Origin of the sequence: Pseudomonas sp. P9_35, from assembly GCF_034008205.1 — a bacterium.
Lineage (GTDB): Bacteria > Pseudomonadota > Gammaproteobacteria > Pseudomonadales > Pseudomonadaceae > Aquipseudomonas > Aquipseudomonas kilonensis.
The window spans coordinates 2,852,020-2,864,243 of record NZ_CP125373.1; the positions used below are offsets into that span (position 1 = coordinate 2,852,020).

Below are 12,224 nucleotides of genomic sequence, written 5' to 3' on the forward strand. Positions count from 1 at the left end.
TTAGTGTCCTGCCTGTGGCCCGGGAACCTGGGCGAGGGGAAGTGGGGTGTCATCGACCTGGACCTGCTCGCCGGGACGGGCGTGTTGCAAGCCTTCGATGACGATGCGGTCGCCGGGTTTCAAACCGTGCGTGACGACCCAGCGATCGTTTTGCGCGACGCCCAGTTGCACCGGTTGCTGGCTGACTTTCTGCTCGGCGTCCAGCAACAGCACCTGGGCAACCCCGGCGCTGTCGCGCAGGATCGCCCGCTGTGGCACGGTGATGCCTTGGCTGTTGACCGCTTGTTCGAGGCGCACGCGAATGAAACTGCCCGGCAGCAGGTCCAGGTCGGGGTTGGGGAATTCGCTGCGCAGAGTGATCTGGCCGGTGCTCGGGTCGACGCTGAGGTCGGTGAACAGCAATTTGCCGGGCAGCGGATAGGGGCTGCCATCGTCCTGAATCAACGTGGCCTTGGCCTGGCCCTGGCCGACCGCTTGCAAAAGCCCTGCGCGAAAAGCGCGGCGCAGGTCGTTGAGTTCGCGGGTCGATTGCGTGAGGTCGGCGTGGATCGGGTCCAGTTGCTGGATCAATGCCAACGGCGTGCTTTCGTTCTGCCCGACCAGGGCGCCTTCCGTCACCAGGGCGCGACCGATCCGTCCGGAAATCGGTGCGGTTACCGTGGCGTACCCGAGGTTCAGTTTCGCCCGTTCCACCGCGGCCTTGCTGGCAGCGACGTCGGCGGCAGTCTGGCGCACGCTGGCCCGGGCGTTGTCGTAGTCCTGGCCACTGATCGCCTTGTCATCGATCAACTGGGCGTAACGTTGCGCCTGCAAGCGGGCCTGGAACGCATTGGCCTCGGCCTTGCGCAACGCCGCCTGGGCACTGTCCAGGTCGGCCTTGAATGGCGCCGGATCGATGCGAAACAGCACCTCGCCCTGTTTGACGTCGCGGCCTTCACGAAACACCCGCTGCAAGACCACGCCGGCCACCCGCGCCCGGACTTCGGCCACCCGTGGCGCGGCGATCCGGCCACTCAGCTCGTTGCTGATCGACAGGGGGCGGGCCTGGACGGTTTCGACACGCACGCTTGCCAGCGGGGCGGAGGCTTCCGGGGTCGAGGTGCTATCACAGCCACTGAGCAGCAGCGTGCCGACCAACAGGCCCAGTGTGACGACAGGATTCTTGGACATGGTGCTTCCCCACTATTGAGCCGCCCATGGTAGGGGGCCTGACCAACGGCAGGGGTGAAGCTTTGTAGGCGCTCTGTGAAATTGTGTAATCCCCCTTAAACCCGGAAGTGGCCCACCAACTCTTGCTGATGGTTGGCCATGGCATGCAATGAGTGGCTCGTTTGCGATGCTTGTTCCATCTGGCCGGTCAAGGTCTGGCTGATCCCTCGAATGTCACTGACGCGATGGCTGATGTCTTCCACCACAGCGCTTTGCTCCAGGGCCGCGCTGGCGATCTGCTGGTTCATGTGTTCGATCACTTCCACGGCGTCGCTGATGTGTTGCAGTGCCGCCTGGGTCTTTTCGACTTGAACGACGCTGTCCCTGGCCTGCTCGCGGCTCAAATGGGTGCTGTGCACGACCTCCTGGCTCAACTGCTGCAGCGCTTCGATCACCGTGCGTATCTGCTCGACCGAGTTCTGGGTGTTGCTGGCCAAATGGCGAACTTCGTCAGCCACCACCGCGAAGCCGCGCCCCTGTTCACCCGCCCTGGCGGCTTCGATGGCGGCATTCAAGGCCAGCAGGTTGGTTTGCTGGGCAATGGCGCAGATCACGTCCAGCACCTGGCCGATGTGTTGACTGTTGCCGGCCAGCGCCTGCACTTGCTCAAGCGTGGTCTCCAGGCGCCGGTCCAGGCTGTCGATGCTGCTGACCGCGTTGGCGAACAGTTCACGCCCCGATCGGCTTGCGCTTTCGGCGACGGTGGCGGCATCGGCCGCCTGGTGGGAATGGCGCGCCACTTCCTGGGCGCTGGTGCTCATTTCATGCAAGGCCGTTGCCGCCAGTTCGACTTCCCGGTACTGCGTGTGCATGCCCGCGCTGACTTCCCGGGCCACCTGTGCCGACGTGTCGGCGGTGTCGCGGGTGTCCAGGGAGGCTTGCTGGATATCGCGGATGATGGGCTGCAATTTGTCGAGAAAGCGATTGAAGCCCTTCGCCAGTTGGCCCAATTCATCGTGGCGGTCGTTGGGCAGGCGCTGGGTGAGATCGCCGTCGCCCTCGACAATGGCGTCGAGCATGTGCGCCACCCGCAGCAGCGGCCGGGTCACGCCGTAAGCGGTGAGCCAGATGAGCAACAGGCCCAAACCGGCAGCCAGCAAGCCGAGGCTGAGGTTGAACCAGTTGGCCTGGCGATACTTGTCGTCCAACTGCGCCTGCATGTGCAGGGCCGGTGCTTGCACTAGCGTTTCGGGCACGCGTATCTGCAATTGCCAGGGGGTATTGTCGGGGACGGTTTGCACGGCTTGTCGAACGTCGACGGAGGTGCCGTCAACCGTGCCGCTATGGCCGGCAACTTGCCCTGACGGGGAAAGAATGTTGATCTCGCTGTGGCCGGGATACAGGTCGTTGGCAAGGCTGGCGGCGAGTTGCTGGAGGGTATCGAGGCTGATGTCCATGCCCACCACGCCGATGACTTTGCCCTGGTCCAGCAACGGTATGGAGATGCTGCTCATCAAGGTCTTCTGGCCTTCGACCTCGATCGCGTAGGGCTCTGTCACGCAGGTGCGCCCCAGGGTCTGCGGGCAGACGTACCAGGCGTTGGCCGGCTCGCTGCCCGGTGGTGCGGTGTTGGCGCTGATCTGGGCTTCGCTGAGCACCTCTTGCACCAAATGGCCGGGTTGGCTTTGCGACCAGTACAGGGCAAAGCGACCTTTTTCATTGCCGGCCAGATCGCGTTGGCCAGTGAAAGCGGCATCTTCACCGACCAGCGCGTCGGGCAGCAGCACCACGTAGAAACCGAGGACTTTTTCGCGGTTCTGAAGGGCTTGGCGGGTTGCGGCGATCAGGTCCCGGCGCAGTTGCCCTGGCGTCAGTCGCCCGTTCCACGCTTGGGCGCGCAGTTGCAAGACTTGCTGGGCAAAGCCCTCCCCATAGATCGCCGTTTCGCTGAAAAAGCGTTCCACCCGCTGACCATGGGCCAGGCCCTGTGCCTGCAAACCTTCCAGGGCCGAGCGCCCGAGCAGTTGACTGCTTTGCTGCTTGAGCAGCGTTGCGCCTTGTTGGTTCTGATACAGGGAGGCACCGGTCAGTGCGCCGACGACGGCGAGCAAGCACAGGCCACTCAAGAGCGTGATCCGCCATTGGATAGAGAGACGAGCGAAGAACATGCTGAAGTTTCCTGCGCTTAGGGGCTTTTATTGTTTTGGGCCCAGCGCTGTCTGAGCGGTGGGCGAGGTTATCTTGCGGCAGGAGGAATTTTCCCGTTATCCCGAATCGGCAGCCGTTGTGCGCCCGGTAGGAGCTGTCGAGCGAAGCGAGGCTGCGATCTTTTGATCTTGATCTTTTCGCTTGAGACTCAATGGTGCTGAAAAGATCGCAGCCTCGCTTCGCTCGACAGCTCCTACAGCGCCAGTCAGGTCCAGCGGGAGTAATCCCTCGCTGGGCTGACCTGTTTTGGGGCGCGGCTTTGGATGCTGCCGTTTTGGGATAGCGAAGAGTTTTGGCAACGGCCTAGCATCGAATCCAGCGTGCAAGCAGAACAATAAGCTTTTGGAAGTCGGCGAAGCTGGCGTCTGCGATCCAGCAACAACTGCCTCATACAATAAGGTCAAGAACAATGAGCGTATCTTTCCCGATCAGCAGTTCGACGGAGTTGAAGCGCGGCGCCTTGGGTGTCGGTTTCATCATCTTCTTTGTGATTTCGGCGGCGAGCCCCTTGAGCGTCATCGCCGGCGGTTTCCCCATTGGCATCATGCTGGGCAACGGCGCTGGCACACCGGCATTGCTGATCCTGGCCTTGCTGGTGTTACTGGCGTTCTCGGCGGGCTACACCGCCATGTCCCGGCACATGACCAATGCCGGCGGTTTCTATGCATTCACTGCTCGCGGTTTGGGTGGCTTGGCCGGCGGCGCGGCGGGGGTGCTGGCGATGTTTGCCTACAACATCCTGCAAGTCGGGTTGTATGGCATGTTCGGCGGCGTGGTCAGCGGCACGATGGCCAGCGTCTTTGGCCTGGACTTGCCCTGGTGGACCTATTCGCTCCTGGCGATGGCGAGCATCGCGATTCTTGGCTATCGCAAGATCGACCTGTCGGCCCGGGTGCTGTCGGTGGTGGTGATTGCCGAGTACCTGGCGATCCTGACGCTGGATTTCGCCATTCTCAAGACCGGTGGCGATAGCGGCATCAATCTCGATTCGTTCGATCGCAGCCATGTGTTCAGCGGCACGCCGTCCATCGGCTTGCTGTTCTGCTTCGCCGCGTTCATCGGCTTCGAGGCCACCACCATCTACGGCGAGGAGGCGAGGAACCCGCACCGCACGATTCCCATCGCCACCTACAGCTCGGTGCTGTTGATCGGTGGTTTCTATGCCCTGTCGGTGTGGGCGATGGTGATTGGTGTCGGGGCCGACAAGATCGTGCCGACCCTGCAGGCGCTCCAGGATCCAACGACGTTCATCTACGGCATGTCCGATCACTTTGTCGGCCCGCACCTGACCCAGATCATCCGCGTGCTGTTCATGGTCAGCATCTACGCCGGGCTGCTGGCGTTCCACAACGCCGCGGCACGTTATTTCTATGCCATCGGCCGCGACGGTTTGCTGCACAGCCGGTTGGGCACCACCCATCGCGTTCACCAGAGTCCGCACATGGGCTCGGTCCTGCAAAGCCTGATCGCGGCGGTGGTGGTGCTGATCTTTGCTGCGCTGGACGCCGATCCGATCCTTCAGCTGTTCGCCTGGTTTTCCAACCTGGCCACGCTGTGCGTAATCCTGCTCATGGCGCTGACCTCAGCGGCGGTGTTTGTCTATTTTCGCGCTCACCCGGAGCTGAAGCTGGGGCTCTGGCGCGGTCGGATTCTTCCGGTCTTTTCGTGCCTGGCATTGCTGGCGGTCCTGGCCCTTGCGGTGATTCATTTCGACGTGCTGACCGGCGCCAGCCAGCTCCTGTCCTATGGCCTATGCGCGGTGATTCCCGCCGCGCTGATCGTCGGCGTGTTCCTCGCCGCTCGATTGCGCAAGGCATCCCCCGAGCGATTCATGGCGCTGGGAAGCCACAAGCTCTAAGGCGCCAGGCACAACGTCAATCCACCCAGAAAACAAGTCCGCTGTCGTTCGGGACGATTCGTCAGCGCGTGAAAGGAAGGTTCTATGCACGATTATCAAATGCTCATCAATGGGGTTCGGGTCGACGGTGAAAACGGGCACTTTGATGTGCTCAATCCGGCGACCGGCAAGGTGTTCGCTCGATGCGCGGCCGGTTCCCTGGCCCAGCTGGACCTCGCTGTCGAAGCGGCGCAATCGGCCTTTGTCGAGTGGCGACACAGCACCCATGAAGATCGCCGCCAGCGCCTGCTGAGCATCGCTACCGATCTCGAACAGGAAGCCGATGCCTTGGCCCCGCTCATTGTCCTGGAACAGGGCAAGCCGCTGGAATTGGCGTTCTCCGAAGTGATGGGCGCGGTGGCCTGGACGCGCTATGCCGCCGAGCAGCAGATTCCCGTGGAGTTGGTGGAAGAAACCCCGACCCAGCGTATTGAACTGCACCGCAAGCCGTTGGGTGTGGTCGCGTCGATCACGCCTTGGAATTGGCCGTTCATGATCGCTGTCTGGCACATCATGCCGGCGTTGCGGGCCGGTAACTGCGTGATCAGCAAACCGTCGAGCCTGACCCCCTTGAGCACCCTGCGCCTGGTGGAAATCATCGCTCGCCACGTGCCTCGGGGCGTGATCAATAGCGTGACCGGTGAACAAGGGTTCGGCAGTGCGATCACCGCCCACGCCGGGATCCAGAAGATTGTCTTCACCGGCTCCACCGCCACCGGCCAGAGCGTAATGCGCGGCGCCGCCGGCAACCTCAAGCGCCTGACCCTGGAGCTGGGCGGCAACGATGCCGCCATCGTGCTGCCAGGCACCTCGGTCGAGGCGGTCGCCGAAGATATTTTCCAGGCCGCATTTCTGAACATGGGGCAGACCTGCGCCGCCCTCAAGCGCTTGTACATCCACCAATCCCAGTACGAGGCCTTTGCCGAGGCCCTGACCCTGATCGCCCGGCGTCAGGTGGTGGGTGACGGCCTGGCGCCCGGGGTCACGTTTGGCCCGGTGCAGAACCTCGAACAGTTGAAGCTGGTTGAGGAACTGGTGGCCGATGCCCGTGCCCAGGGGGCGCGTGTGTTGTGCGGCGGTGCTCGTCTGGACCGCCCGGGCTTTTTCTATCCGCCGACGCTGGTTGCCGATGTGACCGATGGGCAGCGCCTGGTGGATGAGGAGCAGTTCGGGCCGGTGTTGCCGCTGATTGCCTACCAGGATGTCGAGGATGTCCTGCGTCGCGCCAATGCGGGCGACATGGGCCTGGGTGGATCGGTCTGGGGACGCGACAGCGAGCAGGCACAGGCCCTGGCCAGTCGCCTGGAATGTGGCATGGCCTGGGTCAACTGCCATGCGCAGATCCAGCCGAATACGCCGTTTGGCGGCAGCAAGATGTCCGGGTTCGGCGTTGAGTTCGGCCTTGAAGGGTTGCTGGAGTTCACCGGCCAGCAACTGCTGTACGTACGCAAGCGTGAAACAGAGTGAGGAGTGCAACCATGTACGAGCAATACAAGACAGCACAAAAAAAATTCTGGCACCCGATGAGTTCTTCGGCGCCGGCGAACCGCTCCAAGACGTTGATCATCGCCCGTGGCGACGGTAACTACATCACCGATATCGAAGGCCATCGCATGCTCGATGGTGTCGGCGGCTTGTGGAACGTGAACGTGGGCCATAATCGGGCTTCAGTGAAGGCGGCCATTGCCGCGCAGCTGGACGAACTGGCTTATTACCAGACCTTCGACGGCATCGCCCATCCTCGGGTGTTCGACCTGGCCGAGCGGCTGACGTCGATGTTCGCCCAGGAAAACATGACCCGAGTGTTGTTCAGCTCAGGCGGTTCCGACGCGGTCGAGACGGCCCTGAAAATGGCCCGCCAATACTGGATCGCCAGCGGCGAGCCAGGGCGCACGCGCTTTCTCTCATTGCGCAATGGTTACCATGGCGTGCACGTGGGGGGGACCTCGGTGGGCGGCAACGGCGTGTATCACTACAACCACGGGCCGCTGCTGGCTGGCTGTCATCTGCTCGACACGCCGTGGCTGTACCGCAACCCCTGGGACTGCCGCGATCCGGAAGAACTGACCGCTCACTGCATTCGTCAGTTGGAAGACCAGATCGCGCTGCTCGGCCCGCAGACCATTGCTGCGCTGATCGCCGAACCGGTGCAAGGCGCCGGCGGCGTGATCGTGCCGCCGGCGTACTACTGGAAGAGGCTGCGCGAAGTCTGCGACCGCCACGGCATCCTGTTGATCGCCGATGAAGTGGTGACGGGTTTCGGCCGCACCGGCTGCATGCTCGGCAGTCGTGGCTGGGGTGTCGCCCCCGACGTACTGTGCCTGGCCAAGGGCATCACCGCCGGTTACATCCCCATGGGGGCCACGGTCTTCAACCAGCGCATGGTCGATGCCATCGAGAATGGCCCGGGCTTCAGCAACGTCATCATGCACGGCTACACCTACAGCGGGCACCCGACTGCCTGCGCGGCGGCCCTGGCGGTGCTGGACATCGTCGAGGCCGAGGATTTGTCAGGCAACGCCGGGAAGGTCGGTGCCCAGTTGCTGGAACAACTGCAACCGCTGACCGAGCGTTATGCAGTGGTGGGCGAAGTGCGCGGCAAGGGCCTGATGATCGCCGTGGACCTGGTGGCGGACAAGGCCACGCGCGAGCCGCTTGACCCTGCTACGGGCCTGGCCTCGCGCATTGCCGAGCAGGCGCGCCTGGCCGGCGTATTGATGCGCCCGATAGGCAACAAAATCGTGATGTCGCCGCCGCTGACCCTCACCTCTGACGAGGCGACCATGATGGTCGGTGCGTTGGACAGCGCGCTCGCCGACTGCCGTTAGCCCAGCCAGCCGGCGCCGCCTGCGGTGCCGGCTCCTGAATATAAAAACAGCCTATCAAGGGCGCACCAAAAGGAGCTCTAGCCATGCGGAACCTATCGCGTATGGGAATTTTCGGCAGTGGCCTTGCCTGTACGCTGGCGCTCTGCGCTGCGAGTCAGGTCCAGGCCTATGAGTTGTATGCCGATGACGACACTCACCTCAACGCCGACATGCTGGCCGTGTTCGGTCTTTTCAACAGTCGCAAGAATTACGACGGCCGGCCAGGTGGTTCAACCTGGCGCGAAGGCTTCATCAAGTATGGCGTCAGCGCAGACCAGGGCCTGGCCGGCCATGGCACCGCCTACGGGGCGTTCAGCCTGGTCAGTTCCGCCACCTGGGGCGATGGCGACGCGGCCGGCAATACGCTGGGCAGCGAGCGCACGACGAAGATTGAAGACGCTTACCTGGGCTGGCGTTCCGCCGATCTGTTTCCCGTGCTGGGGCAGGACGGCGTCGATATTTCCGGCGGCCGCCAGGTGGTCAAGCTGGGCAGGGGATTCTTGATCAACGATGACGGGCCGAACCTGGGCAAAGGGCCTGCCGATGGTCGCTTGAATCGCGGTGGCGCCTATTACCTGGCTGCCCGGCACGCGTTCGATCAAACCGCCGTATTACGTCTGGGCGGGCAGGATGGGCTGCATGGCAGTGTGGTGTGGCTCAAGTCCGATAACCGCGCCCAGGCCGAAACCGAACTGGCCGCCGGCACGCTCGATTACACCGCCAAGGCGGGCACGTTGGGGCTGACCTGGATACATGGCCTCGACGTGAACGAGCAGTGGGCCAGCGATTTCCAGAAGCAACGCAAGGGCATGGACGTCTACAGCATTCGTGGTGAAGGTGACGCGGGCATCGAGAACGCCAGCCTGGCATTCGAATACGCCTGGCAGGACAAGGACGCCGGCCCGCAGAACGCCTGGTACGCCGAGGCCGGCTACACCTTTGCCGATCTCGCCTGGGCCCCGAAGCTGACGTATCGCTACACCCGTTATTCGCAAAAGTGGGACTCGCTGTTCACCGGGCTCAGCACGGGCTACGGCACCTGGTTCCAGGGCGAAGTCGCGGGCAATTATGCCGGGCCCTTCAACAGCAACACGGGCATTCATCATGTCGGCCTGACAGCCAAACCGTTGGAAAATCTGACCCTGGGTGCGCTGTACTTTGATTTCAACACGGTACGCAAAGATAGCGCCCTGAACCTGGATGCCCGCGAGCTGGATCTGTATGCCGAGTGGGCGGTGAACGAGCACTTGATCATCACGCCGTTGATAGGCCTCTACAAGCCGGATCGGGATGCAACGACCGGGGGCAATCAAGTGGCGGGCAATGGCACTAACGTGTACAGCCAGGTGACGGTGGCCGTGCCGTTCTGAAGCAGGGGCTGTTCGATAAACCCTGTGGCGAGGGAGCTTGCGCCCGCTGGACTGCGCAGCAGGCCTAAAAAGAGGGGCCGCTGCGCGACCCAGCGGGAGCAAGCTCCCTCGCCACAGGTTCAGTGTTTTTCTTAAGTTATCGGTATGGCGCAACATCGCTTTCTAGTTGGTAGCAGGCGGATTCTGCATCCGCTCGGCAATCCGCCGGGTGGTGTCCATCACCATTTCAACCACGGTTTCCTGGCGCAGCAGTTTGAAGCTGTCGGTGCTGCCGACGGCTGAAAGGCTGCCTACCACCTCGTCGAGCCCGGGGTTGATGATCGGCGCCGCGATACCGGTGAGCCCCAGGTTGAGTTCATCGTGGGTCAGGCAATAGCCGTCCTTGCGGATCTTTTTCGCCGCTTTGGAAAAGCTTGCCCAGTCATAGCCGTTGTCGGGGTCGTTGGCCATGTGTTCTTCGAACAGGCGTTGCAGGCGCCGTCCCTTTTGGAAGGCGATCAGCACCTTGGATTGCGCACCGCGAAAAAACGGCAGCGGCTGGCCGCGACCGAATGCGAACTGGTAGGTGTCATTGGGTTCGGCGATGTAGGTGTTGATGATGTGGCCGTCATAGAAAACGCTGGCGAACACCGCCAGGCCAGTGGCCTCGGACAGCTGGTGCATCAACTCGCGACCCGCCACGAGGATCGGGTCGTACTGACGCATCATCCAGTCGAGCTCGATGATCCGCGGCCCCAGGCCGTAGCTGCCGGCATCCACCCGGACCAGCAGGCCGGCATCACACAAATCCTTGACGTAGCGGTACACGGTCGCCCGTGACAGGCCCATGCGCTCGGCGATGGTGTCGGGGTCGATCTTCAGCGTTGCCGGGTCGAACAGGTCCAGCACACTCAGCATTTTGCTCAGACTGCTCATTTCGCTCCTAAAGGGGGGAATGGCGCGTAGGTGGTCGTTGGGTGAGCACTATAGGTAGGTGCGCCGATGATGAAAAGCCCGCTCGCTCGGCGAACAGGGCGTTGCCACGATACGCCAGTGCTTGAGAAAAACATACGGATTGAAGGCGTTATTCTCATCATAAATTTGCATAAATCTCAAAATAAGAGCTTTTGTGAGTAAAAAGTACTTGAGTGGAGGGTTCTTCTATGTGATAAATCTCAGCCACTGCAAACGCTCGATCAAGAGGGTTGGAAATGAATGGTGCGCAACTGATAGTGAAAGCGGCGGTGGCGAGCGGTATCGAATACTGCTTCGCCAATCCCGGAACGACTGAAATTCCCCTGGTGGCAGCCATGGCCAGTGCGCCAGCCCTCAAGCCGGTGTTGTCCTTGTTCGAAGGGGTGTGCACCGGTGCCGCGGACGGCTACGGCCGGATTGCCGGCAAGCCGGCGATGACCCTGACTCACCTGGGACCAGGCTTTGCCAATGGCATTGCCAACCTGCACAACGCGCGTCGCGCCAACACCCCGATCGTCAACGTCATCGGCGATCACGCGTCCTGGCACGTCAATTACGATCCGCCGTTGGCCAGTGATATCCAGGCGTTGGCCGGCAGCGTTTCCATGTGGGTACGTACCTCGCGCACGGCATCGGGCGTTGGTGAAGATTTTCAAGAGGCAGTGCGTGCCGCCTGGCAAGCCAATGGACAGATCGCCAGCCTGATTCTGCCGATGGACCTGCAAGCCAACACGGTGCAGCACGAGAAAGCCTTCACCGCATTGCAGGCCCCGGTTCGGCGTTTTGCCGGTGACCGGATCGAGGCGGTCGCCCAGGCACTGCGTGATGGCCAGCGCCTGGTGTTTATCGTCGGCGACCAAGGCTTGTCGGTCGCCGGGCTCGAAGCGGCGGGGCGCCTGGCCCAGTTGCCGGGCGTGCGCCTGTTCGCCGAAACCTTTCCGCGCCTGAGCTATCGCGGCGGTGGTTTGCCTGACCTGGATCGCCTGCCTTACTTCCCCGAAGTGGCCATCGAGATCCTTGACCAGTACGACGCGGTGGTGTGCGCCGGCGTGCCGGACCCGATCAGTTATTTCGGCTACGAAGGCATCGCTTCTCGCCTGGCCGAACGTGAACGCCTGCTCTGCCTGGCACAAGTAGGGGACGATGTTGCCGGCGCGCTCACTGCGCTCGCCGATGCGCTTGAAGCGCCGGCTTATGTGCCAACGCCAACCGGCATCGAGCTGCCGCCAAGCGAAGCTACGTTGACCCCGCAATCCGTGGGGCAGGTGCTGGCTGCGTCGCTGCCCGACGACTGCATCGTTTCGGTGGAAGGCGGGACGTGCGGCTATCCATTCTTCACCGCTTCGGCCCATGCCGCACGGCATCGGGTCTTGACCAACACCGGTGGGGCCATCGGCCAGGGCATCCCGGTGGGCTTTGGCGCCGCCATGGCCGAGCGTGGCAACAAGGTGTTCTGCCTGCAATCGGACGGCAGTGCCCAGTACACCATCCAGACCTTGTGGAGCATCGCCCGCGAGCAACTGCCCGTGGTGATCCTGATCGCGGCCAACCATCGCTACGCCATTTTGCAGAACGAGCTGCGCCGCTTCGGCATGACCGAGTTGGGCCCCGAGGCCCTGAGCCTGACGGTACTGGACCGTCCACGCATCGATTGGAAGGCCTTGGCCAAGGGCTACGGCTTGCCGGCCAGCACTGTGCACACCAACGGTGAGTTGCAGCGCGCCCTGGCCAACGCCAAGGCCGATGGCGGTCCTTGCCTGATTGAAATGGCACTGTGAA

Annotated in this window: 8 protein-coding genes and 1 pseudogene; 5 read left to right on the forward strand and 4 right to left on the reverse strand. The window is 62.5% G+C overall.

Features of this window, described 5'->3' with window-relative positions:
• The 3 genes and pseudogenes from QMK47_RS12605 to QMK47_RS28735 form a co-directional block, all read right to left on the reverse strand.
• A complete protein-coding gene (locus tag QMK47_RS12605; protein ID WP_258690934.1) occupies nt 1–1,170 on the reverse strand; it encodes an efflux RND transporter periplasmic adaptor subunit in 1,170 nt (389 codons plus the stop codon).
• 95 nt (nt 1,171–1,265) lie between these two features.
• On the reverse strand, nt 1,266–2,021 hold the full coding sequence (locus tag QMK47_RS28730; protein ID WP_408980864.1) for a methyl-accepting chemotaxis protein: 756 nt from the start codon (nt 2,019–2,021) through the stop codon (nt 1,266–1,268).
• A 102-nt stretch (nt 2,022–2,123) separates the two neighbouring features.
• A pseudogene (locus QMK47_RS28735) lies at nt 2,124–3,317 on the reverse strand (HAMP domain-containing protein); the annotation flags it as partial.
• 449 nt (nt 3,318–3,766) lie between these two features.
• Here QMK47_RS28735 and QMK47_RS12615 point away from each other — a divergent pair.
• The 4 genes from QMK47_RS12615 to QMK47_RS12630 all read left to right on the forward strand — a co-directional run bounded on the left by QMK47_RS12615 (nt 3,767) and on the right by QMK47_RS12630 (nt 9,491).
• A complete protein-coding gene (locus QMK47_RS12615) occupies nt 3,767–5,215 on the forward strand; it encodes an APC family permease (RefSeq protein ID WP_253473761.1) in 1,449 nt (482 codons plus the stop codon).
• An 84-nt stretch (nt 5,216–5,299) separates the two neighbouring features.
• Complete coding sequence (locus QMK47_RS12620; protein WP_320390298.1) at nt 5,300–6,721, forward strand: aldehyde dehydrogenase family protein; 1,422 nt, start codon at nt 5,300–5,302, stop codon at nt 6,719–6,721.
• Between the two features lie 11 nt (nt 6,722–6,732).
• Entirely contained in the window at nt 6,733–8,082 is a 1,350-nt protein-coding gene (locus QMK47_RS12625; protein ID WP_320390299.1) for an aminotransferase class III-fold pyridoxal phosphate-dependent enzyme, read from the forward strand.
• An 83-nt stretch (nt 8,083–8,165) separates the two neighbouring features.
• A complete protein-coding gene (locus tag QMK47_RS12630) occupies nt 8,166–9,491 on the forward strand; it encodes a hypothetical protein (RefSeq protein WP_320390300.1) in 1,326 nt (441 codons plus the stop codon).
• Nucleotides 9,492–9,653: 162 nt separating this feature from the next.
• Here QMK47_RS12630 and QMK47_RS12635 read toward each other — a convergent pair whose 3' ends face one another.
• Nucleotides 9,654–10,406, reverse strand: coding sequence for an IclR family transcriptional regulator (locus QMK47_RS12635; RefSeq protein WP_253473771.1), 753 nt, complete (start codon nt 10,404–10,406; stop codon nt 9,654–9,656).
• Nucleotides 10,407–10,681: 275 nt separating this feature from the next.
• On the opposite strand from QMK47_RS12635, the gene QMK47_RS12640 reads away from it, so the two are divergent.
• Entirely contained in the window at nt 10,682–12,223 is a 1,542-nt protein-coding gene (locus tag QMK47_RS12640; RefSeq protein WP_320390301.1) for an acetolactate synthase large subunit, read from the forward strand.
• Nucleotide 12,224: the final 1 nt, after the last annotated feature.